The following is a 24632-nucleotide window of genomic DNA, read 5'->3' on the forward strand; positions in this document are numbered from 1 at the left end:
TGTTGTAACTATAGAGAAAATTTAAAAATCCACGCCACCAGGGCGTGGATTTTTCTGAAGATGAGATTAAGAGTCTGATTAGGCTCGCAGTTTCACCGGCTCGCTGAAATCATCGGCAGGTTCCAGCTTCAGGCTGAACGTCGCCAGTAGCGCCTCGGCTCGTTCGTGAAAGCCGCGTAGCGTCTTTTCGAGCTTTTCAGTGACTTCAGGATCGTCAATAGCAACTGCGCGCCAGACCCCTTCTTTATCAAATAAACCAAACTGATAGCTGTAGACGAAGCGTGATTTCTCTGCGTCCATTTCCATCCACCATCCCCAGAACTCGCGTTTTTCCGGCGCCGGTTTAACGTTGACGCAAACTGCCAGGCAATCGAAAAAGAAGCGGTTGTCTTCACACTGCTCCTCACGGATGTAAGGTCCAAGAGCCGTGAATTTCTTAATCAGCTTACTCTTTAGGTGTCCACTCGGTAACGTCATTGCGATCTCCTTTAGTGATGCAATGACGTTACCAAATCAATAGAATTTAGCAATATATTAACTAAATCTATGGCTAATCCAGCGGGCGATCTGCCGCAAGGCGTGATCGAAGTTGCGATAAACCGGGTTGAAAGGAATTTCCATCAGCTTGCCATCGGCTGATGATGAGGTAATCAAACGTGACTCCTCTTCCGGGCTGAACGGATCGTCCTTCCAGTAACCCGAGAGCATTGGCGTTGGGCTGCGGCGGCCCAGCAATCCCTGAACTTTTAACGAATAGCGGCTCAGCTCAACGCGCAGCGCCTCATCGGAAGCATCATGCATCCCCAGACGCGAAGCAAGAACGTCAAGATACATTTCCGGTACCCGCCCCTGATGAAGAGGATCAACCAGCAGACCATGCACCACCGGCCCAAGGCAGGCTACAGCTTTCAGGCGTTGCGACTCAAGATAGCCCAGCCGCACCGCAATATTGGCGCCGAAACGAAAACCAAATGCGGCCACGCGGGTATGATCGACCCAAGGGACATTAGACAGATGCTGCAATACATACTGGTGCAGCAAACTGGTGTCCTGGGTCAGCTTACATTTTGATGAGAAACCAATAGAAGGCATATCCACGGTCAACATGGCGATACCCAATGGCGCAAAATAGTTCTCATACAGATTGTAATAATCGGTCTGTAGCGCGTCTAATCCGCCGCACATCAGCACCGTAGGAAAGGGACCATCGCCTGGCGGCATATGCAAGAAACCGGTTATCGGCGTTCCACCGGGGATGGAGAACTCCAGTTCGCGCAGCTTACCCGGCAGCCGCTGGGCCGCTTCTTCATAAGCACGATACGCCAGGACCTGAGCCTGCTCAGCCAGCTCATCGCCCTTAATGTGCGGATAAGCGGCAATGCTGTACAGGTTTGCCGCATGGAGCCAGTGACGGCCGCTAACCAGAAGATCCTCTTCCTGACCAGCCTTTTGCTGCCAATCCATCGCCTGTTTGGCCCACTCAAAGATCCAGTTACCGCCGCGATAGCCGACCACCGTATCGTAAAGCTCCGGGTCAGTGCGTTCTGCATCGCTCATGACGATGCGCGCCTGCACGTCGAGGATCTCCTGCGGCGTCACGCCACGCCAAATCCACATCAAGCGGTTAATGAGTCGATACCAGTGATCAACATTATTGCCGCTCAGCGCGGTCTGAATCGGTTGTTGCGATCCAGTGGAAAACCGACGCACCAGCGTTGAGGTTTCCGGATGTTTGAATCGGGGTTTAAACAGCGTTTCGCTAAGGTTAGCCTGGGACATGTGCAGCCTCCATCATGTTGCCACTGAGACTATTGTAACCTGCACAAGGGTAAAAAAAACCACGCCCGGCAAAACCGGGCGTGGTAATTAGCATTTACGCTGAAAATTAACGACCTGCGATAGGCGGTACGAACACCACGCCCATATCCCACGGTTGTTCAATCCAGGTTTCTTGCGGAATATCAACTACATAATCATCAACAAGCGGACGTCCTGCCGGTTTAGCGAAGATAGTGACAAAATGCGCTTTTGGATACATCTCACGAATAGCTACCGCGGTACCGCCGGTATCGACCAGATCGTCGATGACAATGAAGCCTTCGCCATCGCCTTCAGCACGTTTCAGTACGGTCAGTTCGCGCTGGTTATCGTGGTCATAGCTGGAGATGCAAACGGTATCAACATGACGAATACCCAGTTCACGCGCCAGTAAAGCTCCCGGTACCAGACCGCCACGGCTAACGGCAATAATGCCTTTCCATTGTTCAACCGGCAGCAGACGAGTAGCCAGTTTGCGGGCGTGAATCTGCAACATGTCCCAGGTGACGACGTACTTTTCGCTCATGTGAAGTGTCCCAGCCTATGTAATACGGCTTAAATTGTGTTCGAGGGGAAAAATGGTTGCGCGAGATTATAGAGATCTGGGGCATTAAAAACCAGCGTTAAGCAGCCATCGCGACTCTTTTTGCGTGGTTTACACTACCGGAGTACGCGGAAAGTGGTATTCTCAACCCCATCGCACAAGCCCTGGCTTGTAGTGTACTTGATTGCTAACCCCCGACCTGTAAACGACTTTTGCAGGCGCTCGTAAGGAGACTCATCGTGTCTGAACTGTCTCAGTTATCCCCGCAACCGCTGTGGGATATTTTTGCCAAAATCTGCTCAATTCCCCATCCGTCCTATCACGAAGAACAGCTCGCTGAGCACATTATGGGCTGGGCAAAAGAAAAAGGCTTACACGCAGAACGCGACCAGGTTGGCAACATTCTGATTCGTAAAAACGCTACCGCCGGTATGGAAAATCGCAAGCCGGTTGTTCTGCAGGCACACCTTGATATGGTGCCGCAGAAGAATAACGATACCGTCCACGACTTCACTAAAGACCCCATTCAGCCCTATATCGACGGCGAGTGGATCAAAGCGCGCGGTACAACGCTGGGCGCTGATAACGGTATCGGCATGGCCTCCGCACTGGCGGTACTGGCTGACGACAACGTGGTCCACGGTCCGCTGGAAGTGCTGCTGACCATGACTGAAGAAGCCGGTATGGACGGCGCATTTGGTCTGCAGGCCAACTGGCTGCAAGCGGATATCCTGATTAACACTGACTCTGAAGAAGAGGGTGAAATCTACATGGGCTGTGCGGGGGGGATCGATTTCACCTCTAACCTGCCGCTGACCCGCGAAGCCGTGCCGGCTGGTTTCCAGAGCTTTAAATTGACGTTAAAAGGGTTGAAAGGCGGTCACTCAGGCGGCGAAATTCACGTTGGTTTGGGTAATGCCAACAAACTGCTGGCGCGCTTCCTGGCGGGCCATGCAGAAGAGCTGGATCTGCGTCTGGTCGATTTCAATGGCGGCACGCTGCGTAACGCCATCCCGCGTGAAGCTTTTGCCACCGTGGCCGTCGCGGCAGATAAAACAGATGCACTGAAGACGCTGGTCAACGAATACCAGGAAATCCTGCAAAACGAGCTGGCAGCCAAAGAAAAAAATCTGGTTATCCTGCTGGAGTCGGTCAGCAACGACCAGGCGGCGCTGACTGCACAATCCCGCGATAGCTTTGTGCGCCTGCTGAACGCTACGCCGAACGGCGTCATCCGCAATTCTGACGTGGCGAAAGGCGTGGTGGAAACCTCCCTGAACGTCGGCGTTGTCACCATGACCGACGACAACGTGCAGATTCACTGCCTGATTCGCTCGCTGATCGACAGCGGTAAAGACTACGTCGTGAGCATGCTGGATTCTCTGGGTAAGCTGGCGGGTGCAAAAACCGAAGCCAAAGGCGCATACCCTGGCTGGCAGCCGGACGCCAACTCTCCGGTGATGCATCTGGTGCGCGAGACCTATCAGCGTCTGTTCAACAAGACGCCGAACATCCAGATTATCCACGCGGGTCTGGAATGCGGTCTGTTCAAAAAACCGTATCCGGAAATGGACATGGTTTCTATCGGGCCGACCATTACCGGTCCGCACTCTCCGGATGAGCAGGTTCATATCGAAAGCGTTGGTCAGTACTGGACGCTGCTGACTGAACTGCTGAAAGCCATTCCAGCGAAATAAGTCAAAAAAAGGTCCACACCGCAGGGTGTGGACCTTTTTGTTCATACTGACTAGCTAATTACCGCCCGCTAAACGTCCGCACTGGATTGCCGCGCTCAATCTGATGATGAAACATTCGCCGTTCAGATTTCAACGCTGCGCTATCATCCTGCCGCTGCTGTTCCAGCTTCCAGGCAATTAACAATCGCGCCAGCCGTTTATTGGCATGTTGACTCCGTTCCGACTGCACCTTCACGCTGATCCCGCTCGCCAGATGCGTGGCGCGCACTGCGGAGTCGGTCTTATTCACATGTTGCCCACCGGGGCCGGAAGAACGTAGCGTTTCAAAGCGAATCTCTCCGGACCGCTCCTGCTCGTCACTGGAAAAACGTCCTACGCCAACATACCAGTTTTTACGCCCGTGATTGGGCCGAAACGGACTGGGGAAAATCCACTGTAGGGTGCCGCACCAGCTTTCACTTAAGGCAAACGCGGCGTCGCCATCCAGCGAAAGCAGAGCCGAACGCAGCGTACCGGAATGCCGACCCGGCTCGCTTTCCAGCAGCGTCAGAGAAACCCGCTGCTCAGTTGCTTCCTGCATTAGCCGATCCAACGACATTTTTACGGCCAGACAACATTCATCTGGCCCCTGGGCGGAAGAGAGTTGCAATAAAATCATGCGCCTTTCCCTCCGCTGGTTTTCAGCGTCAGCAGAGGACGCAAACGAGCGACCGGCTCAACCAGCCCAGCCTGCACCAGGCACTCCAGTACGCTTTCTACTGATTTATATGCCTGCGGCGCTTCTTCGTAGATCAGCTGTCGATCGCGGCAAATCACTCGGCTTCCCAGTTCGGTGCGTGCCATCTGCACCGGGCTGTATTTAGCGGATAGCCGCCCTTTGCATTCGGTGCGCATCCATTTACGCCCCGCCCCATGGGCCAGCGAATGCAGCGTTTCCTCACTGATAACCGGCTGAACCAGCCAGCTGTAGTCGCCGCGTGAACCCGGAATAATCACCAGACCACTACCGTCCGGCGTCGCCCCTTTGCGATGTAGCCAGCCTTGTTGTCCGCTAACAGAACACGGCTCGACAAAGTTATGCGCAACATCCAGCACGCGCTGCCCGGTCGCGCGAACCTGCTGCAAAATACGGGTAGCAATCAGTTCGCGATTGACTCGAGCAAAAGCCAGGGCATCGTTATGCTCCGCCAGATAATCCGCCGCCGCCACGCTCCCTTCGGGTAAACCATCGTGCGAAAAAGACGTGATATGGCGTTGCAGAATAGATTGCCCCAGTCCGCGAGAGCCGCTATGCGCCAACAGCAGCAGATGCTGAGCATCAAGACCGACCCGCTGGAAGCGCTCGCTATCGACGACCTGATCCACCTGTTGCAGTTCGGCGAAGTGGTTGCCGCCGCCAATGGAGCCCAGCGCGCTGCGCCAGGGGTGCGCGATAAGATTTTCCGGCAGGTGTTCATCCAGCCAGAGCTCTTCAGCAACGTCATCCATAGCGGCCAGTTTTTTCTCAAACTTATCCGCGTTATATTTCCGCCCAAGAATATCGGTTTGCCACAGCGCCATACCGCAGCCGATATCGTTCCCCACCAGAGCCGGGTAGAAATGACCGAGAGAGAAAAAGGCCGCGCCAATCGGATAACCGCGACCAGGATGTAAGTCAGGCATTCCCACCACGCGATGCATGTGGGGTAAATTTGCCGTCGTGTGTAATTGTTGGATCGCTAAACCTTCGATCCACAGATCGTCTGACGTAATATAAGAAATATTATCAGACGTATAATGAACATTATTGCCCATATACCAATCCATATATAACCGTCATACTCCAGGCTACATGCGCGTTAGTTACGTGTAACTCGAATTATTTGGGTATAAAAATAAATAAAGGATGTGGCAGACGTTACCAGGGCAAAAAAAGAGAGTTATTCCTGGGAAGGTCTGCAAAGTGCGTTCTGAGAATGTATTTTCATGGTGAACCTCCTTTGCAGTTAATAAATTAGGTGAAAGCGCACGTATAGTAATCAGGCGCAATTTTTATTGCAAGACGATTTGTCGCCGCATCAGATAATTAAGAAAACATTCACCGCGTGCTTCTATCACTTGTTTCTCTACAACGCTGAAACCATGACGTTCAAAGCAGGGTTTTGCTGTAATACTGGCTTCCACCGTCCAAATGCGTTCAGGAAACTGTATAAACAATGCATTGAGCAGCGTGCTGGCAATTCCCTGGCGGCTATAGTCAGGCGAGACAAACAGTAAATCGATATAGTCATCAACGGCAGTAATAAACCCGACGGGCGATTCATTTTTTACCGCCACCAGCACCTGAGAGGTAGCTATTTTCTGTCGCCAGCGAACTTCATCAACCTGCCCCCAGGCGGCAATTTGCTGTGAGGAATAATCAGCACTGGCGGTCTCTTTAACGGCCCGTAAAAAGATGGCGCATAGCGCGGAAAAATCATGCGCCTCGTAAGGTCTTATTTTCAGCATCGTTATAATCCCAGAACTAATTGTCTCTCAAGCTGTGGGTCAAGAAGCGTCACATGCAGCCCCACCAGCCTCACTCCCCGGCCACCTCGTCGCTCTTGCCAGGCTTTGTGAGCAGTGCTGATCAAGTCATCTTTATTCAACCGGGGCCAGACATGTTCCTGCGTGGTGAGCTGGAAATCATTAAACTTCAGTTTGACGCCCTGGCGGGCAATCAGCAAATCTGGCTTTACCTTAGCCAGACGTCGTTCCAGCTCAGGGTAGAGATTTTCAATAATCGACTCACACTCCGCCCACTCGTGGATATCCTCCACCAGAGTGCGCTCGACGCCAACTGATTTACGCTGCCGCTCATTGTTGATCTCTCGCTCATCGATGCCCTGACTGCGCTCCCATAATATCCGGCCAAATTTACCAAAGCGCTTAAGCAACATCGCCAGATCGCTGTTTTGCACATCTTCACAAGTTCGCAGCCCCATGCTTTCCAGCTTCGCGGCAGAAACTTTGCCGACGCCAGGGATTTTCGACAGCGGCAACGTTTTGACAAACTCCGCCACCTGATGCGGTGCAATGACAAACTGGCCGTTGGGTTTGTTAAGATCCGAGGCAATTTTTGCGAGGAACTTTACCGGCGCAATTCCGGCGGAGGCGGTCAGATTTAGTTCACGATGAATGGTTTCACGGATCTCCTGCGCCATCAGCGTCGCTGAGCCCAGGCAAAGTACGCTGTCGCTGACGTCAAGATAGGCCTCATCCAGAGATAACGGTTCGATTAACGAAGTGTAGCGGGAAAAAATCTCCCGGATATGATTTGAGGCTTCTTTGTAAGCATCGAAACGACCGGGTAGCAGGGTCAGATGCGGGCAAAGTTTGAGAGCAGTGGCCGTCGGCATGGCGCTGCGCACGCCGAATTTACGCGCCGGATAGTTGGCGGTACTGATAACGCCACGCTGTACCCGACTACCGCCAATGGCGATAGGAATATCGCGCAGCGCCGGATTGTCACGCATCTCCACTGCCGCGAAGAAACAGTCCATATCAACATGGATGATTTTGCGCATAGTTAGCCCTCACTGACCACTGGACAAGTATACAGCAAAAATCGAGATATTGAGAAGAGATGTGTTGTAAGCGGCGATGAACATCGTGATGAGGAATAACCCGGCGTCGCTACGCTCGGCCGGGTGGAAACTGAAGAAATTACAGAATTCGGTTCTGCTGGCGTTGTTCTTCACGCGCTATTCGCCGTTTACGCGCATCGCAAGGCTCAGGGCAGTCACAGACTTTCTCTATCCCCAGCGAGGAGATCCCGCCACAGCTGCCCTGAATACTTTTACGCTTGATCAGGTATCCCAGCGACATCCCCAGAATAACCAGCGCGAAAATAACAAAGGTCGCCACAAATACCGTCAACATCATCAGCCTCCAAAGTCATCCAGCATGATGTTTTCATCTTCAACGCCGAGATCTTTGAGCATTTTAATCACCGCAGCGTTCATGACCGGCGGGCCACACATATAAAATTCACAGTCTTCCGGTGCCGGATGATCGCGCAGATAGTTTTCATACAGGACGTTGTGAATAAAGCCAGTATGGCCGGTCCAGTTATCTTCCGGCAACGGATCGGACAGCGCTACATGGAAGGTGAAATTCGGATTTTCACGCGCCAACTGTTCGAATTCATCGTCATAGAACATTTCACGCAGAGAACGCGCACCGTACCAGAAGCTAATTTTACGCGTGCTGTGCAGACGCTTAAGCTGATCGAAAATATGCGAACGCATCGGCGCCATTCCAGCACCGCCGCCGATGAAGACCATTTCCGCGTCCGTCTCTTTGGCAAAGAATTCACCAAAAGGCCCGGAAATCGTCACCTTATCGCCCGCTTTCAGCGACCAGATATACGAGGACATGATACCCGGTGGCGCGTCAGGTACTTTCGGCGGCGGCGTCGCGATACGCACGTTAAGCATGATAATGCCTTTCTCTTCCGGATAGTTAGCCATTGAATAAGCGCGCAAAGTCGGCTCTTTTACGTCAGAAACGTAGCGGAAGAGGTTAAATTTATCCCAATCGCCGCGATACTCGTCCGGTACATCAAAGTCGGCATAAGCGACCTTGTGCGAAGGACATTCAATCTGAATATAACCACCCGCGCGGAATGGAACCTCGTCGCCATCCGGCACGCGCAGCTTCAGCTCTTTGATAAAAGTAGCTTTATTATCATTAGAGATAACCTCGCATTCCCACTTCTTAACTCCGAAGATTTCTTCCGGCAGCTCAATTTTCATGTTCTGCTTCACCGCGACCTGACAGGCCAGGCGGCAGCCTTCTTTCGCCTCACGTTTGGTGATATGAGAAAGTTCGGTTGGCAGAATATCTCCGCCGCCCTCTTTCACCGTCACCCGGCATTGACCGCAGGAACCACCGCCACCGCAGGCGGATGAAACGAAAATACCGTTGTTGGAGAGTGTGTTGAGTAATTTATCACCCGCCGGAGTACGGATCTGTTTGTCCGCCTCGTTATTAATTTCGATGACCACATCACCAGCATTCACCAGTTTTGAACGCGCGGCCAGTATCAACCCTGATAGCACCAGGACGATCAGCGTGAACATCACAACGCCAAGAATAATTTCCATACTTTCCGCCCTTATAGCTGCACACCGGAGAATGACATAAAGCCCAGCGCCATCAGTCCCGTGGTAATAAAGGTGATCCCTAACCCGCGCAGGCCTGCGGGCACGTTTGCGTATTTCATTTTTTCACGGATGCCAGCCATCGCCACAATCGCCAACAGCCAGCCAATACCAGAGCCAAAACCGTACACGATGGATTCGGTGAAGTTATAGTCACGCTGCACCATGAATGAGACACCGCCAAAAATCGCGCAGTTAACGGCGATCAGCGGTAAGAATATCCCCAGCGCGTTGTAGAGCGCCGGAAAGTACTTATCGAGGATCATTTCCAGAATCTGCACCAGCGCTGCGATAACCCCGATAAAGGTGATGAAGTTGAGGAAACTTAAGTCAACACCCTCCACCAATGCGCTGTCGCGTAGCACCAGGTTATACACCAGGTTATTGATAGGCACGGCCAGCCCAAGCACGACCGTTACTGCAACGCCAAGCCCAAAGGAGGTCGAGACTTTTTTCGATACCGCGAGGAAGGTACACATCCCCAGAAAGAAGGCCAGCGCCATGTTTTCAACAAACACAGCGCGGACAAACAGGCTAATGTAATGAGCCATAATCGGTTACTCCTTTTCCTGCTGTTCAGGCTTCCAGCTGCGCACGGCCCAAATCAACAAACCGATAATGAAGAATGCGCTCGGTGCCAAAAGGAACATACCATTTGGCTGATACCAGCCGCCGTTCTGCACCGTTTCCAGCACAGTGATGCCAAACAGTTTGCCGCTGCCAATAAGTTCGCGCAGGAAGCCGACAATCAACAGAATCGCACCATATCCCAGACCGTTGCCGATACCGTCCATAAAACTCGCCAGCGGCGGCGACTTCATGGCATAGGCTTCCGCCCGCCCCATTACAATACAGTTAGTGATGATAAGCCCGACAAACACTGATAGCTGTTTCGAGGTCTCATAGGCAAAGGCACGTAGCAGCTGGTCAACCACAATAACCAGTGAGGCGATAATCGCCATCTGTACAATGATGCGCACGCTGTTAGGAATATGGTGACGAATCATAGAGATAAACATGCTGGAGAATGCCGTAACCAGCGTTACTGCGATGGTCATAACAAAAGCGGTTTCCAGCTTGGTGGTTACAGCCAGTGCAGAACATACGCCCAAAACCTGCAGAGTAATGGGGTTATTCGCGATAAGCGGCCCCACCAGCACACGCTTCATTTCTTTCATGTCGCCCAAATCAGCCATTATTCAGCTCCCCTTCGCGCACCTTATTCAGGAATGGACCAAAGCCCAGTTTGCCCATCCAGAAATCAAAGCTATGCTGGACACCGTTCGCGGTCAGCGTTGCGCCTGACAGGCCATCAACAGCATGAACGTCACCCGGACGCGCACCGCCTTTTACTATTTTCAGCGCTGGCATGCCTTTGTCGTCAAGTACCTGTTTACCAACAAACTGCTGACGCCAGTTCGGGTTTTCTATTTCCCCGCCCAATCCTGGCGTTTCACCGTGATCGTAATAAGTAATCCCTTTAACCGTACGGCCATCGGTTTCCAGCGCAACAAAGGCATACATCACCGACCACAGGCCGTTACCGTAAATTGGCAATACGACTTCCTGAACCTGCTGCTTCTCATCGCGCACCAGATAAATTTCGGCAATATTGCTGCGGCGTTTGATTCCGGCCGGGTCCTGACTGGCTTCCAACTGTATGCTCTGCTGCGGATCCTTCAGCGCATGGGAGTGATTAAACTTGCTCGGATCTTTATCCAGCAGTTCACCAGTGGCTAAATCGACTAATCGTGGAGAGATCCGGGCATTAAAAATGCCAGCCACTTCATCTGCATTCATCCCCTGCTTCATCAGCCCTGCAACCGCCAGGATATTGCGCTGTTTGTCCAGCGCGCGCTGCTCCTGCTGGCGCGACTTCAGCCCCACGGCAGAACCGGCGACCACGATGGAACAGACCAGACAAAGCACCAGCACCACCAGCAGCGTTTTGCCGATGCTATCGTTACTTTTATTCTCAGCCACGCGACTTCCTCCGCTTAATATTGGCTCGCACCACCAGGTAATCAAACAGCGGAGCGAAGAGGTTGGCGAAGAGGATCGCCAGCATCATCCCTTCCGGATAGGCCGGGTTGACCACGCGAATCAGCACGCACATCACGCCGATAAGCAGGCCATAACTCCATTTTCCTTTATCCGTAAAGGACGCGGATACCGGGTCCGTGGCCATAAACATCATGCCGAAGGCGAAACCGCCAAGCACCAGATGCCAGTACCACGGCATGGCAAACATCGGGTTGGTATCAGAGCCAATGAAATTAAACAGGGTCGCGGTGGCAACCATACCGATCAGCACCCCAGCGACAATGCGCCAGGAGGCCACGCGACCGAAGATGATAATTGCACCGCCGATGAGAATCATCAGCGTCGAGACTTCGCCAATCGAGCCAGGAATATTGCCCAGGAAGGCGTCCATCCAACCGATCGGCTGGCCGGTAATAACGTTAACCAGTGATTCACCACCACCGCTCGTCCACTGGGATAGCGGTGTTGCGCCGGAGAAACCATCCGCCGCGGTCCACACCAGATCGCCAGAAATTTGCGCCGGATAGGCAAAGAATAAAAACGCACGCCCAGCCAGCGCCGGGTTAAGAAAGTTGCGCCCGGTGCCGCCAAAAATCTCCTTGGCGATAACAACGCCAAATGAGATCCCCAATGCGGCCTGCCACAGCGGCAGAGTAGGCGGCACTATCAATGCGAACAGGATTGAGGTAACGAAGAAGCCTTCGTTTATTTCGTGCTTACGCACGATAGCAAACAGAACCTCCCAGAATCCGCCGACAAGAAACACCGTGATGTAGATGGGCAGGAAGAATATCGCCCCCAGCGTCATCATGCTGAGCCAACCGGCATCAGCAGTGAAGTTCACCCCCAGCCATTGTGCAATGCTGTAGTGCCAGTTCCCGGCGATAACCTGCTGCAGTTGTTCAACACCGTATAATTTATGCAGTGCCGGGATGGTTTCCTGACCAACGTTATACATTCCCCAGAACATCGCCGGGAAAACCGCAAACCACACCAGAATCATCATCCGCTTGAGGTCGATGGCGTCTCTGACATGCGCCGCACCGCGCGTCACCTGCCCCGGAGTGTAAAACAGCGTCGCCGTCGCTTCGAACAGCGGATAGTATTTTTCCAGCTTGCCGCCATGCGTAAAGTGCGGCTCAAGTTTGTCAAAAATTTGCTTTAAGCCCATCACTTATCCTTCCTGCTCAATCTGGGTTAACACACTGCGCAACGCCGGGCCAAATTCATATTTGCCGGGGCATACGTAGGTGCACAGTGCCAGGTCTTCCTCATCCAGCTCCAGACAGCCCAGCGCCTGCGCGCTATCGGTATCACCCGCCAGCAAATCTCGCAGCAACATCGTGGGCAAAATATCCAGCGGCATCACGCGCTCATAGTTACCAATTGGCACCATAGCCCGCTCGCCGCCGTGGGTATCCGTCGAGAAGTTAAACAGCTTATGCTTGAGGAAATGACCAAGCGTGGTGCGGGTAATGGAGAATTTATCTTTCCCCGGCATCACCCAGCCGAACAGTTCTTTTTCACGCCCCTCTTTCACCACGCTGACCTGTAAATGAAAGCGCCCAAGGAAAGCATGGGGTCCATAGGCATGGGTTCCGCTGAGAACTGAACCCGAAATAACGCGGTTTTCATCATCAAGCAGCTCATCGACAAGCAGCTCATCGAGGCTGGCACCTAAGCAAGTCTTTAACAGACGAGGCTCTTTTACCTGCGGACCACCGAGAGCAATAATGCGTTCGCTATATATTTCCCCTTCGAGGAATAATTTGCCGATAGCGATGACGTCCTGGTAGTTTAGATGCCAGACCTGCTTTTTCAGGCTAACCGGCTCCAGAAAATGGATGTGAGTTCCGGGTAGCCCTGCCGGATGTGGCCCGGTGAACTGGTTGAAAGTCACCTGCCCAACAGGATGCCCACCAAGCTTGCCGCCGCTGGCCTGACACACGTGAACTTGACCGTCAGTCAGACGCGTCAGCACCGTCAGCCCGGCATCAAAAGCGTCGCGCTGGGCCAGGATGATGGGCTGAGGTTCGGCTGCTAGCGGGTTGGTGTCTATCGCAGTTACAAAAATCGCCGCTGGCACGCTGCCCGGAGCCGGAATTTTGCTGAAAGGACGGGTACGAAATGCAGTCCACTGCCCGGACTCCAGCAGCTGTTGCTGCACGCTCTCACGCGTTAATCCAGCAAAGTCAGCGGGTTCATAACGGGGAAAATGAATGGCCTCCTCTCCCTCGACATCGATAACAACCGATTGCAGAACCCGTCGCTCGCCGCGGTGAATGGCGCTAACGATTCCGCTCGCGGGGGCGGTAAAACGCACGCCAGGGTTCTTTTTATCCTCGAACAGGAGTTGGCCTTTTTGCACCCGGTCGCCTTCACGCACCGCCATCGAGGGGCGCATACCGATATACTCTTCACCTAACAGCGCAACGCGTTTGACCGCAGTCTTAGAAGAAATTTGCTGTGATGGCATGCCAGCTATGGGCAGATTTAGCCCTTTCGTGATTTTAATCATATCGTTAGCAGGTATCCGTTACTTAAACCCCGGCATCAGGCCGAGGCCAGCATCATTGATGGAAAAATAAGAGGAAGAAAGGAACACCATAGTCCTGGTGATTCACAAGATGGGAGAGAAGCATCCTTTCTTACCCTGATCATTTAGCAGACCAAGTGTAACATTTCGTGAGCAGCGCCTGTAGACAAACCGCCATTAAGTCGTTCTAAAATGCGAGCTATTACGCAAAGTTCTGACTGCGCTTTGCCGTGAGATTCGCTATAACAGGAAACTAAAACGTAAACGCAGCACGTCGTGCTTGCGAAAAACTGCCGTGATGCTAATGTGAGCGCTCTAAATCCAGAAAACTCTGATTTCGGATCTCTCTTGCCGTCCTGGCAATGTGGTTATTTGTTTTATCAAGGAACAAGTAGTATGCGCAAAATCGCATTATTTATTGCGATGCTTCTGTTGCCATGCGTGTCATTCGCAGGGTTACTCAGCAGTAATAGCTCGACAACACCGATGAGCAAAGAATATAAGCAGCAATTAATGGGCTCACCGGTCTACATTGAGATCTTTAAAGAAGAGCGCATGCTCGATCTTTACGTCAAAATGGGCGAAACCTATCAGCTTCTCGATAGCTACCGGATCTGCAACTACTCCGGTGGTCTCGGACCCAAGCAGCGTCAGGGCGATTTTAAGAGCCCGGAAGGTTTCTATAACGTTTCCCGCAATCAGCTAAAACCTGACAGTCGCTTCTATAAAGCAATCAATATCGGCTTCCCGAACGCCTACGATCGTGCGCATGGTTATGAAGGTAAATACCTGATGATTCACGGCGCGTGCGTATCAGTCGGCTGTTATGCCATGACCGATACCGGTATTGATGAGATTTTCCAGTTCGTCACCGGGGCGCTAGTCTTCGGTCAGTCCAGCGTCCAGGTCAGCATTTATCCTTTCCGCATGACCGATGCCAACATGGCCCGTCACAAGTTTTCCTATTTCACCGATTTCTGGAAACAGCTGAAACCTGGCTATGATTACTTCCAGCAGACGCACAAGCCGCCGGTAGTCTCAGTGGCCGATGGCCGCTACGTGGTAAGCAAGCCGCTCAGCCACGAAGTTGTCCAGCCGCAGCTCGCATCAAACTACACGGTCCCCGAGGCAAAATAATGCCCACTCGCCTGGCATGATCTTATTCCAGGTTTCGTTGCCAGTTAACGGCTGAGTGGCGATCACGGAGACCACATCATTCGGTGTGGTCTCGCGTTGAAAATCGATTTCCACATCCTGATCCAGCAACGTTGCTACACCAAACGGCGCGCGTCGCGTGATCCAGTATAAATTGGTTGAGCAAAACGCCATCACATAGCGTCCATCGGACAGCAGCATGTTAAACACGCCTTTTTCGCGCAGCGTTCCGGCAAGCGTAGCGATAAATCTAAACACCTCGACCATATCATCCGGCGTATTGGGATAGCGTTCAGTTACGCTATGCAGTAACCAGCAGAAGGCTTTCTCGCTGTCCGTCTCGCCAATTGGCTGCAGATTTCCCGTCTCCAGAGACTCATATCCTTCTAACTGGCCGTTATGCGCGTAGGTCCAGTTACGTCCCCAGAGTTCACGGGTAAACGGATGAGTATTTTCCAGCGCGACGATCCCCCGGTTAGCCTGGCGAATATGGGCGATGACTGAACATGATTTAATGGGATAGTCCTGTACCAGCTTAGCAATCGGTGACTGAAAGCTAGGCTGTGGATCTTTAAATGTGCGACAGCCCTTACCTTCATAAAAGGTAATGCCCCAGCCGTCTTTATGCGGCCCAGTTCCGCCACCGCGCTGCACCAGCCCGGTAAAACTAAAGCAAATATCTGTTGGCACATTCGCGCTCATCCCGAGCAATTCGCACATAGATCACCTCATACAACAATGCGGGAGTCACCCCCGCGATTTATCAGGCTTTAACCATCTCTTTTTCAATCAACATAATCAGGATATGAATCACTTTAATGTGAATTTCCTGAATGCGATCGGCATAGCCAAAATGCGGTACGCGAATTTCAACATCCGCAGAGCCCGCCATTTTACCGCCATCTTTGCCGGTCAGAGTGATGACTTTCATCCCCTGAGCGCGAGCGGCTTCAATCGCTTTAATAACGTTGCCAGAGTTACCGGAAGTAGAAATCCCCAGCAACACGTCGCCTGAGCGGCCCACCGACTCAACGTAGCGAGAAAAAACATATTCATAGCCAAAATCATTACTGACGCAAGAGAGATGGCTCACGTCTGAAATCGCAATTGCCGGATAGCCCGGGCGATTTTCACGATAACGCCCGGTCAGTTCTTCCGCAAAATGCATCGCATCGCAGTGAGAACCGCCATTACCGCAGGAAAGAACTTTGCCGCCAGCCTTAAAGCTATCTGCCAGCAGCACCGCTGCACGCTGAATAGCATGAATGTTGGCATCGTCCTGCAGAAAATTAGCCAGCGTTTCCGCCGCTTCGTTCAGTTCGTTACGAATAAGATCCTGGTACATGAGGATAATCCTTCAGTATTTGTGGGATAACTCAGGCAGTTTACCGGATAGCCGCCGAAGCGAGAAGCAGCAGACGGATCTATCCCCTGCGGTTTTGATTTTATGTGCCGCATTTCCGTACAACAATGTGAGCAATGTTGTAATTATTTTGTAAACATATTGCTAAAACAAATTACATCCACTACAACCATATCATCACAAGTGGTCAGACCTCCTACAAGACAGGGAGCATTTCTTTATGATGATTTTGAGTATTGTTGCAACCGTTGTTTTACTCGGTGCGCTCTTCTATCACCGAATCAATCTGCTGCTTAGCAGCGCGATTTTGCTTGCCTGGACTGCGGCACTCGGCGTTGCTGGACTGTGGAATATCTGGCTACTGGTACCGCTGGCTATCATTCTCCTGCCGTTTAACTTTGCGCCAATGCGTAAATCAATGATTTCAGTTCCTGCATTTCGCGCTTTCCGCAAGGTTATGCCGCCGATGTCGCGTACTGAAAAAGAAGCCATTGATGCCGGTACCACCTGGTGGGAAGGCGACCTGTTTCGCGGTAACCCTGACTGGCAGAAGCTGCACAACTACCCGCAGCCGCGCCTGACCGCTGAAGAACAAGCCTTTATTGACGGCCCGGTTGAAGAAGCCTGCCGCATGGCGAACGACTTCGAAATTACCCACGAGATGGCCGATCTACCGCCGGAGCTGTGGGCTTATCTGAAAGAGCATCGCTTCTTCGCGATGATCATCAAGAAAGAGTACGGCGGCCTGGAGTTTTCTGCTTTCGCCCAGGCGCGCGTGCTGCAAAAACTGTCCGGCGTTTCCGGGATTCTGGCGATTACCGTCGGTGTACCTAACTCATTAGGCCCAGGCGAACTGCTGCAGCATTACGGCACCGAAGAGCAGAAGAATCACTATCTGCCACGTCTGGCGCGCGGTCAGGAAATTCCGTGCTTCGCGCTGACCAGCCCGGAAGCAGGCTCAGATGCTGGGGCCATTCCGGACACCGGCGTGGTCTGCATGGGCGAATGGCAGGGCCAACAGGTACTGGGTATGCGCCTGACCTGGAACAAACGCTACATCACGCTTGCGCCAATCGCCACGGTACTGGGACTGGCGTTTAAACTCTCCGACCCCGACCGCCTGCTGGGTGGTGAAGAAGAGCTGGGTATCACCTGTGCCCTGATCCCAACAGCCACACCAGGCGTTGAGATCGGTCGTCGCCACTTCCCGCTGAACGTTCCGTTCCAGAATGGCCCGACCCAGGGTAAAGATATTTTTGTTCCTATCGATTACATCATTGGCGGCCCGTCGATGGCCGGTCAGGGCTGGCGGATGCTGGTTGAATGTTTATCCGTGGGCCGCGGCATCACGTTACCGTCCAATGCCACGGGCGGCCTGAAATCCGTCGCCATGGCTACCGGCGCCTACGCGCATATTCGCCGCCAGTTCAAAATCTCTATCGGTAAAATGGAAGGGATTGAAGAACCGCTGGCGCGTATTGCAGGTAACGCCTACGTGATGGATGCCGCAGCCTCGCTGATTACCTACGGTATTATGCTCGGTGAAAAACCGGCGGTACTATCGGCAATTGTGAAATATCACTGTACCCATCGCGGCCAGCGCTCGATCATTGACGCAATGGATATTACCGGCGGTAAAGGCATTATGCTCGGCAGCGGTAACTTCCTGGCGCGAGCCTATCAGGGCGCACCAATCGCTATCACCGTGGAGGGGGCGAATATCCTCACCCGCAGCATGATGATCTTCGGTCAGGGGGCGATTCGTTGCCATCCGTACGTGCTGGATGAAATGGCCGCCGCGCAGAATAACGATGTTAACGCATTCGATAAGCTGCTGTTCAAACATATCGGTCATGTGGGTAGCAACAAAGTACGCAGCTTCTGGCTGGGTCTGACTCGCGGCCTCACCAGCAGTTCACCGACCCGCGATGCCACTCGCCGCTACTATCAGCATATGAATCGCCTGAGCGCCAACCTGGCCCTGCTGTCCGATGTCTCAATGGCGGTACTGGGCGGTAGTCTGAAACGTCGCGAGCGTATTTCAGCGCGCCTGGGCGATGTACTGAGCCAGCTCTATTTGGCCTCTGCGGTGCTGAAGCGCTATGACGATGAAGGGCGTAACGAAGCAGATTTGCCGCTGGTTCACTGGGGCGTGCAGGATGCACTGTATCAGGCAGAACAGGCCATTGATGATCTGCTGGTCAACTTCCCAAATCGTCTGGTGGCCGGAGCGCTTCGCGTAGCCATCTTCCCGACCGGGCGTCATTATCTGGCTCCTTCAGATAAGCTGGATCATAAAGTAGCGAAAATTCTGCAGGTTCCGAGCGCGACTCGTTCTCGTATCGGCCGCGGTCAGTACTTGACGCCGAGCGAGCATAACCCGGTTGGATTGCTGGAAGAGGCGCTGCTCGATGTTATGGCAGCCGACCCCATCCACCAGCGTATTTGCAAAGAGCTGGGTAAGAACCTGTCGTTTACCCGTCTTGACGAACTGGCCCATAACGCGCTGGCCAAAGGGTTAATTAATCAGGATGAGGCTGATATTCTGGTTCGTGCCGAAACCAGTCGCCTGCGTAGTATTAACGTCGACGACTTCGCCCCGGATGAGCTGGCGACCCGCCCGGTAAAGCTACCGGAGAAAGTACGCAAGATTGAAGCGGCATAAAAAAACCATAATATAACAACATCACGATCGAGGCGGGCTCCCCCGCCTCATTTTTTTGCCCGCCTCCCAACTTATCATTTTATTAACAAAATATTCCGCCAGCCATCCACTGGCTGATATGGTGTTAAAGTAATAATAAGCCTCTCTTGATACTGGAGTTCATCATTGTGCCCGGACTGAAAATTACCCTTTTACAACAACCGCTGGTGTGGATGGACGGTCCCGCCAACCTGCGCCATTTCGATCGTCAACTGGAAGGAATTACCGGGCGCGATGTGATTGTTCTACCGGAAATGTTCACTACCGGTTTCGCGATGGAGGCGGCAAAGCAGTCACTGGCGCAAGAGGATGTTATTGCCTGGATGGAAGCGAAGGCCGCGCAAACCAACGCGCTAATCGCAGGCAGTGCAGCACTGCAAACGGAACGCGGGCCCGTTAACCGATTTCTGTTGGTTGAGCCTGATGGTAAAACGCATTTTTATGATAAACGACACCTGTTTCGCATGGCGGATGAGCATCATCATTATGAGGCTGGTAGCGAACGCGTGATTTTTGAATGGCGCGGCTGGAGAATTCTGCCGCTGGTATGCTACGACTTGCGCTTCCCGGTGTGGTCACGTAACCATAATGACTATGATTTAGCACTTTACGTTGCCAACTGGCCAGCACCGCGCTCCACCCACTGGCAGGCATTACTGGTCGCCCGAGCAATTGAAAACCAGGCCTACGTCGCCGGTTGTAACCGCGTAGGTACCGACGGCAACGGCCATCACTATCGGGGAGACAGCCGAATTATCACCCCACAAGGAGAGATAATCGCCACCGCCGAACCGCATCAGGCTACGCGCCTGGGTGCTGAACTGTCATTAACAGCGCTTAAAGAGTATCGCGAAAAGTTTCCGGCCTGGCAGGATGCGGACCCTTTCACACTCAACTAATGCAAATAAAGGGGAGCCAATGCTCCCTTTTCTATATTTTAAACAAGATCCTTGCTGCACAGTAGACCAGTAACAAAGCTAAAAGGAAATTTACCTGACGCCCATAATGCAGGAATAAGCGCTGAAACAGATGCCCGGCCAGCGCCCAACACACGTTGCCGAAAGTCCCAATTGCCGCAAGAAGCAAACTCACGCTCACCAGCCAAACAGGATCACGCGTCACCGGCAGTACAAAGGTCGATAGTGCCGTAATCCCATAAAGGATAATTTTAACATTCACAAACTGTAGGCCCAAGCTCATCCAAAAACTTACCGGTTTGCCGCTGAGGTCATTACCAGCGGGTTTACTCTTCGCTATTTGCCACGCTAACCAAAGAATATAGGCAGCACCAATCCAACTCAGTGTCCGGGATAATCCCTCATCGAGCATAACTAACGAAAACGTCAGGCCAGCACAAATCAGCATCGTAATAATAAACCCCACGCTCATCCCGGCCAGCACGAACATGCTTTTGCGCAACCCATGTGAAGCTACGCTGCTCAGCGCAAGAATGTTATTCGGCCCGGGGGTCAATGCGGTTATCAGGGTGTAGGTTAAAAATGCGCTTATCAGGGCTGAGGTCACTTGTCTTCTCCTGTTTTTTAGCCGACAGTACCCGATATAAATCATTTAAAAAAATGAATATTATTTCATTCTAAATTCGATAATTTCGATACATTGAGGTCATGATGGACTTACGTCGCTTTGTCACGCTCAAAACGGTTGTTGAGGAGGGCTCCTTTTTACGCGCTTCGCAGAAACTATGCTGTACGCAATCAACAGTGACATTTCACATTCAACAACTTGAGCAAGAGCTGTCTATCCAGCTTTTTGAAAAAATCGGCCGCCGGATGTGCCTGACTACAGCCGGGAAAAATATTCTTCCCCACATCCACGAGCTGATAAAAGTGATGGAGTCCATTCGCCATGCCGCCAGGCAGGATCAGGAGCCGAGTGGAGAGCTCCGTGTTGCCACCGGGGAAACGCTGCTGGCATATAAAATCCCCGCCGTTTTACAACGCTTTAAGCAGCGGGCGCCAAAGGTTCGTTTATCTTTGCAATCGTTAAATTGCTATTCGATTCGCGATGCCCTGCTGGATGATGATGTCGATCTCGGGGTGTTTTACCGTGTCGGTAATGATGAAGCATTGAAAATTCACCACTTTGGCGATCAGCAACTGGTACTGGTCGCTTCACCGGAACACGCTCCGGTTAACTTTATGCGCCGGGACCAACACATTCCGCTGAGTTTTATCATCAATGAGCCACAGTGCATTTTCCGACAAATATTTGAAAGCGAGCTGCGCAAGCGCGGCATTACCCTGGAAAATACGATTGAGCTATGGAGTATCGAAAGTATCAAGCAATGCGTGGCGGGTAATCTCGGCGTAAGCTACCTGCCGCGATTTGCCGTAGAACAAGAATTGCGTGAAGGTAAACTGGCGGAACTGCCTTTCAGTAAAAAACCGCTGACTATTAATGCGGTATGCGGGTATCACGCGGGCAAAGTTGTCAGCCCGGCGATGCAGGTCTTTGTCGAGTGTATGGAAGAGTGCCTGAAGATCTGATTCATAAAATTGCACAGGCCTAAAACGACGAAAGCCTGAATCATTGCTGATTCAGGCTTTCTGAATAGTGGCGGAACGGACGGGACTCGAACCCGCGACCCCCTGCGTGACAGGCAGGTATTCTAACCGACTGAACTACCGCTCCACTTACTGTTCCCTTGGGAACGAGGCAGATACTACGGTTTCCCCTCTACTCAGTCAATGGTTTTTCTTCATTTATGAATCGCTTGCTGCAAAAATCGCCCATCGGACTATTTTTCATGCATATTCCGACAATTCAGGCCCGCCACAGGCAGCTCCCGCCTTTCTTTTGTACCAGATCGAGCCGCGATTCATGGTTCATCAGCTCTTCGTCCGATGCATAAAGCACACGTAATTTACTGGCAGCCCGGACAACGCGCTGTATTCCTATTTCTCCGGCCTGCTGCTGCCCTTCCCCTTCCATCGAGAAAGCCATTGTTGTCTGGCCACCGGTCATCATCAGATAAACGTCAGCCAGAATCTGGGCATCGAGCAACGCCCCGTGCAGCGTTCGCTTACTGTTGTCTATTTCATAACGCGAGCAAAGTGCATCAAGGCTATTACGCTTGCCCGGGAACATTCTACGCGCCAGGGCCAGGCTATCGGTGACCTTACAAAACGTATCGGTTTTCGGAATTCCACGCTTAAGCTTGCCAAACTCATAGTCCATAAAGCCGATATCGAACGATGCGTTATGGATGACCAGTTCCGCACCGCGGATGTAATCCATAAACTCATCGGCAACATCAGCAAACACTGGCTTATCCATCAGGAATTCATCAGCAATACCGTGAACACCAAATGCTTCAGGGTCCACCAGCCGATCTGGTTTTAAATAGACGTGGAAGTTATTCCCGGTCAGGCGGCGGTTAATCACCTCCACCGCGCCGATCTCGATTATCTTGTGCCCTTCATAATGAACACCGAGTTGGTTCATACCGGTGGTTTCAGTATCGAGAACAATCTGTCGTGTAATTGCAGTGCTCATAGCGGTCATTTATGTCAGACTTACCGTTTTACGTATCGATTTCAATTACAGGAAGTCTACCAGAGATGCTCAAACAGGTAGAAATTTTCACCGATGGCTCTTGTCTGGGAAATCCAGGCCCAGGCGGTTACGGTGCAATTTTACGCTATCGGGGGAAAGAGAAAACCTTTAGCGAAGGTTTTAATCTTACGACTAATAACCGCATGGAGATGATGGCGGCAATTGTCGCTCTGGAAGCGCTGAAAGAACAGTGCGAAGTGATTCTCAGCACCGACAGCCAGTATGTTCGCCAGGGGATTACTCAGTGGATCCATAACTGGAAAAAACGCGGCTGGAAAACCGCGGACAAAAAACCAGTCAAAAACGTCGATCTCTGGCAGCGACTGGACACAGCGCTGGGCCAACACAAGATAAAATGGGAATGGGTCAAAGGCCATGCCGGCCATCCGGAAAATGAACGCTGCGACGAACTGGCACGCGCAGCAGCCTCTAACCCCACCCAGGACGATACCGGTTATAAGGCAGAAAGTTAATTCTGCCCTTTGCGCCACTGTCGTGTGGCGCCGACAGCCTGCCGTATCCGGTTTTTTGCTTTACCCGATTTCATCGGGTTTAGCGTCAAGGGTATGGTGCGTTTACGAGCAATAATCAGCTGTAAGCAGCCCAGAGCGGGTAAATGCGTACTAAGCATTTTCCCCCCATGACGGGACCAGGGTAGCACCTGATAGCGACCACAGTGGAGCACTTCAAAGTTCAGCAACGCCAGCCAATCTAGCTGGCGCGTCAACGTAAACATCCGGCTGTTATACGGGGTCTTATTGCGTAACACGGGTACTAGCTTACGTAACCCCATCAGACTCATTGGATTGAAACTGGTTAAAATAATCCAGCCATCATCAATCAGCACCCTGTCCGCCTCCCGCAGCAGGCGGTGCGGATCGCTACACCATGGCAAAGTATGAGCCAGTACACAGGCATCAACTGATTTCTCGGCAAAAGGTAAATACAATGGGTCGGCTTTCACCTGTATCGGGTTACCCTGCAAAGAAACATTCACCTGATGAGAAATAGCGCAGGATTCGGTATTGATTTCCGCGCTCAGATTGCCAATTTTAAGTAAATGAAAACCATATAATTTAGCCAGCCACGGTTTCATCTGCCGTTCTAGTGATTCGCGATAGTATTCACCCCACGGCATGCTGGACCAATGCTCGGGCGCTGCCACTGTATGAGGTATCCTTGCCGGCTTCATCACAACCTTCCGCTATGCTTTGAGAGGTAATTTATGAATCTTATCAGTATTCCCGCATTTCAGGACAACTACATCTGGGTTCTTGCTGAGGATAGTGGACGCTGTCTGATAGTCGATCCTGGCGAAGCGGCCCCCGTGTTGACCGCAATAGAACAGAACCACTGGCAACCAGAAGCTATTCTATTGACTCACCACCACCACGATCACGTTGGCGGAGTAAAACAACTTCGCGAGAAATTTCCTACAATCGTGGTTTACGGGCCGGCAGAAACCCTGGATAAGGGAACCACTCACCTTGTGGCTGATGGCGATAGCATCTCCGTTTTAGAGCGTGAATTTTCTATTTTCGCCACTCCGGGTCACACTTTAGGACACATCTGTTTCTTCATGAAACCTTATCTGTTCTGCGGCGACACTATGTTTTCAGGTGGCTGCGGTAGGTTATTTGAAGGCACACCAGAGCAGATGTATCAATCATTTATGAAGATCAGCGCTCTTCCGGATGAAACGTTAATATGTTGCGCACATGAGTACACTTTAGCAAACATGAAGTTTGCATTAAGCATCCTGCCCCTGGATAGGGATATAAATGATTACTACCACAAAGTTAATGAGTTACGTGCAAAAAAACAAAATACACTGCCCGTAATTCTGAAAAATGAGCGTCGTATAAATTTATTTTTACGCACAGATGATGATGATTTAATTAAAGAAATTTCCAAAGAAACAAATTTGCAACACTCTATTGAGAGATTTGCATGGTTAAGGTCAAAGAAAGACGTCTTCTGATATTTAATTCTTGTCTTCGGTCGACTTCACCG

General features: G+C 51.9%; 26 protein-coding genes and 1 tRNA gene. 7 read left to right on the forward strand and 20 right to left on the reverse strand.

What is annotated here, in order from left to right:
• Nucleotides 1–78 precede the first annotated feature (78 nt).
• The 3 genes from crl to gpt form a co-directional block, all read right to left on the reverse strand.
• Nucleotides 79–477: a sigma factor-binding protein Crl gene (gene crl / locus AC07P6_RS24350; protein WP_181483450.1), complete on the reverse strand. Its 399-nt coding sequence runs from the start codon at nucleotides 475–477 to the stop codon at nucleotides 79–81.
• Between the two features lie 57 nt (nucleotides 478–534).
• Entirely contained in the window at nucleotides 535–1779 is a 1245-nt protein-coding gene (gene frsA / locus AC07P6_RS24355; protein WP_478314897.1) for an esterase FrsA, read from the reverse strand.
• Nucleotides 1780–1885: 106 nt separating this feature from the next.
• The gene (gene gpt, locus AC07P6_RS24360) at nucleotides 1886–2344 is read right to left on the reverse strand and encodes a xanthine phosphoribosyltransferase (protein ID WP_110273886.1); all 459 of its coding nucleotides are present in this window, start codon (nucleotides 2342–2344) and stop codon (nucleotides 1886–1888) included.
• A 257-nt stretch (nucleotides 2345–2601) separates the two neighbouring features.
• Here gpt and pepD point away from each other — a divergent pair, with 257 nt between their 5' ends.
• The gene (gene pepD, locus AC07P6_RS24365) at nucleotides 2602–4059 is read left to right on the forward strand and encodes a cytosol nonspecific dipeptidase (protein ID WP_478314898.1); all 1458 of its coding nucleotides are present in this window, start codon (nucleotides 2602–2604) and stop codon (nucleotides 4057–4059) included.
• Nucleotides 4060–4117: 58 nt separating this feature from the next.
• Here pepD and prfH read toward each other — a convergent pair whose 3' ends face one another.
• From prfH to AC07P6_RS24420, 11 genes are all read right to left on the reverse strand, one after another.
• A complete protein-coding gene (gene prfH, locus AC07P6_RS24370) occupies nucleotides 4118–4717 on the reverse strand; it encodes a peptide chain release factor H (RefSeq protein ID WP_434660051.1) in 600 nt (199 codons plus the stop codon).
• The gene (locus AC07P6_RS24375; protein ID WP_478314899.1) at nucleotides 4714–5853 is read right to left on the reverse strand and encodes an RNA ligase RtcB family protein; all 1140 of its coding nucleotides are present in this window, start codon (nucleotides 5851–5853) and stop codon (nucleotides 4714–4716) included. The genes prfH and AC07P6_RS24375 overlap by 4 nt, the downstream gene beginning before the upstream one ends.
• 237 nt (nucleotides 5854–6090) lie before the next feature.
• Nucleotides 6091–6543: a GNAT family N-acetyltransferase gene (locus AC07P6_RS24380; protein WP_478317078.1), complete on the reverse strand. Its 453-nt coding sequence runs from the start codon at nucleotides 6541–6543 to the stop codon at nucleotides 6091–6093.
• A 5-nt stretch (nucleotides 6544–6548) separates the two neighbouring features.
• Nucleotides 6549–7604, reverse strand: coding sequence for a DNA polymerase IV (gene dinB, locus AC07P6_RS24385; RefSeq protein WP_110273891.1), 1056 nt, complete (start codon nucleotides 7602–7604; stop codon nucleotides 6549–6551).
• A gap of 139 nt (nucleotides 7605–7743) precedes the next feature.
• Nucleotides 7744–7959: a (Na+)-NQR maturation NqrM gene (gene nqrM, locus AC07P6_RS24390; protein ID WP_167492892.1), complete on the reverse strand. Its 216-nt coding sequence runs from the start codon at nucleotides 7957–7959 to the stop codon at nucleotides 7744–7746.
• Nucleotides 7960–7961: 2 nt separating this feature from the next.
• Nucleotides 7962–9185: an NADH:ubiquinone reductase (Na(+)-transporting) subunit F gene (nqrF, locus tag AC07P6_RS24395; RefSeq protein WP_182236510.1), complete on the reverse strand. Its 1224-nt coding sequence runs from the start codon at nucleotides 9183–9185 to the stop codon at nucleotides 7962–7964.
• 11 nt (nucleotides 9186–9196) lie between these two features.
• A complete protein-coding gene (nqrE, locus tag AC07P6_RS24400) occupies nucleotides 9197–9793 on the reverse strand; it encodes an NADH:ubiquinone reductase (Na(+)-transporting) subunit E (protein ID WP_110273894.1) in 597 nt (198 codons plus the stop codon).
• A gap of 6 nt (nucleotides 9794–9799) precedes the next feature.
• Nucleotides 9800–10438, reverse strand: coding sequence for an NADH:ubiquinone reductase (Na(+)-transporting) subunit D (locus AC07P6_RS24405; RefSeq protein WP_110273895.1), 639 nt, complete (start codon nucleotides 10436–10438; stop codon nucleotides 9800–9802).
• Nucleotides 10431–11225: a Na(+)-translocating NADH-quinone reductase subunit C gene (locus AC07P6_RS24410; RefSeq protein WP_478314900.1), complete on the reverse strand. Its 795-nt coding sequence runs from the start codon at nucleotides 11223–11225 to the stop codon at nucleotides 10431–10433. The genes AC07P6_RS24405 and AC07P6_RS24410 overlap by 8 nt, the downstream gene beginning before the upstream one ends.
• Nucleotides 11218–12456: an NADH:ubiquinone reductase (Na(+)-transporting) subunit B gene (locus AC07P6_RS24415; protein WP_478314901.1), complete on the reverse strand. Its 1239-nt coding sequence runs from the start codon at nucleotides 12454–12456 to the stop codon at nucleotides 11218–11220. Before AC07P6_RS24415 ends, AC07P6_RS24410 begins: the two co-directional genes overlap by 8 nt.
• 3 nt (nucleotides 12457–12459) lie before the next feature.
• Nucleotides 12460–13803 (reverse strand): Na(+)-translocating NADH-quinone reductase subunit A, encoded by a 1344-nt coding sequence (locus tag AC07P6_RS24420; protein ID WP_434660054.1) that lies wholly within the window; start codon nucleotides 13801–13803, stop codon nucleotides 12460–12462.
• Nucleotides 13804–14217: 414 nt separating this feature from the next.
• On the opposite strand from AC07P6_RS24420, the gene dpaA reads away from it, so the two are divergent.
• The gene (dpaA, locus tag AC07P6_RS24425) at nucleotides 14218–14958 is read left to right on the forward strand and encodes a peptidoglycan meso-diaminopimelic acid protein amidase (protein ID WP_112214007.1); all 741 of its coding nucleotides are present in this window, start codon (nucleotides 14218–14220) and stop codon (nucleotides 14956–14958) included.
• Here the strand turns inward: dpaA and AC07P6_RS24430 are convergent.
• Complete coding sequence (locus AC07P6_RS24430; protein ID WP_182236502.1) at nucleotides 14929–15696, reverse strand: class II glutamine amidotransferase; 768 nt, start codon at nucleotides 15694–15696, stop codon at nucleotides 14929–14931. The two genes, dpaA and AC07P6_RS24430, sit on opposite strands and share 30 nt — an antisense overlap.
• 43 nt (nucleotides 15697–15739) lie before the next feature.
• Complete coding sequence (gene lpcA, locus AC07P6_RS24435) at nucleotides 15740–16321, reverse strand: D-sedoheptulose 7-phosphate isomerase (RefSeq protein ID WP_123755557.1); 582 nt, start codon at nucleotides 16319–16321, stop codon at nucleotides 15740–15742.
• A gap of 238 nt (nucleotides 16322–16559) precedes the next feature.
• Here lpcA and fadE point away from each other — a divergent pair, with 238 nt between their 5' ends.
• Together fadE and AC07P6_RS24445 are read left to right on the forward strand one after the other, a co-directional pair.
• Nucleotides 16560–19004, forward strand: coding sequence for an acyl-CoA dehydrogenase FadE (fadE, locus tag AC07P6_RS24440; RefSeq protein WP_182236499.1), 2445 nt, complete (start codon nucleotides 16560–16562; stop codon nucleotides 19002–19004).
• Nucleotides 19005–19171: 167 nt separating this feature from the next.
• Nucleotides 19172–19942 carry an amidohydrolase gene (locus tag AC07P6_RS24445; RefSeq protein WP_478314902.1) on the forward strand — a complete coding sequence of 257 codons (771 nt, stop codon included), beginning with the start codon at nucleotides 19172–19174 and terminating at the stop codon, nucleotides 19940–19942.
• Between the two features lie 31 nt (nucleotides 19943–19973).
• Here AC07P6_RS24445 and eamB read toward each other — a convergent pair whose 3' ends face one another.
• Nucleotides 19974–20567 carry a cysteine/O-acetylserine transporter gene (eamB, locus tag AC07P6_RS24450; RefSeq protein ID WP_478314903.1) on the reverse strand — a complete coding sequence of 198 codons (594 nt, stop codon included), beginning with the start codon at nucleotides 20565–20567 and terminating at the stop codon, nucleotides 19974–19976.
• 104 nt (nucleotides 20568–20671) lie between these two features.
• On the opposite strand from eamB, the gene AC07P6_RS24455 reads away from it, so the two are divergent.
• The gene (locus AC07P6_RS24455) at nucleotides 20672–21550 is read left to right on the forward strand and encodes a LysR family transcriptional regulator (RefSeq protein ID WP_478317080.1); all 879 of its coding nucleotides are present in this window, start codon (nucleotides 20672–20674) and stop codon (nucleotides 21548–21550) included.
• Nucleotides 21551–21618: 68 nt separating this feature from the next.
• Here the strand turns inward: AC07P6_RS24455 and AC07P6_RS24460 are convergent.
• Together AC07P6_RS24460 and dnaQ are read right to left on the reverse strand one after the other, a co-directional pair.
• Nucleotides 21619–21695 (reverse strand) — tRNA-Asp (locus tag AC07P6_RS24460).
• Nucleotides 21696–21827: 132 nt separating this feature from the next.
• Nucleotides 21828–22559 (reverse strand): DNA polymerase III subunit epsilon, encoded by a 732-nt coding sequence (gene dnaQ, locus AC07P6_RS24465; protein ID WP_434660056.1) that lies wholly within the window; start codon nucleotides 22557–22559, stop codon nucleotides 21828–21830.
• A 65-nt stretch (nucleotides 22560–22624) separates the two neighbouring features.
• Between dnaQ and rnhA the strand changes: the two genes are divergently transcribed.
• Entirely contained in the window at nucleotides 22625–23092 is a 468-nt protein-coding gene (rnhA, locus tag AC07P6_RS24470; RefSeq protein WP_182236483.1) for a ribonuclease HI, read from the forward strand.
• Here the strand turns inward: rnhA and AC07P6_RS24475 are convergent.
• Nucleotides 23089–23811 carry a class I SAM-dependent methyltransferase gene (locus tag AC07P6_RS24475; protein ID WP_478314904.1) on the reverse strand — a complete coding sequence of 241 codons (723 nt, stop codon included), beginning with the start codon at nucleotides 23809–23811 and terminating at the stop codon, nucleotides 23089–23091. The two genes, rnhA and AC07P6_RS24475, sit on opposite strands and share 4 nt — an antisense overlap.
• 33 nt (nucleotides 23812–23844) lie before the next feature.
• Here AC07P6_RS24475 and gloB point away from each other — a divergent pair, with 33 nt between their 5' ends.
• Nucleotides 23845–24600 carry a hydroxyacylglutathione hydrolase gene (gene gloB / locus AC07P6_RS24480; protein ID WP_434660057.1) on the forward strand — a complete coding sequence of 252 codons (756 nt, stop codon included), beginning with the start codon at nucleotides 23845–23847 and terminating at the stop codon, nucleotides 24598–24600.
• The last annotated feature ends 32 nt before the right edge of the window (nucleotides 24601–24632 follow it).

This window comes from Klebsiella sp. GFKo11, from assembly GCF_056490265.1.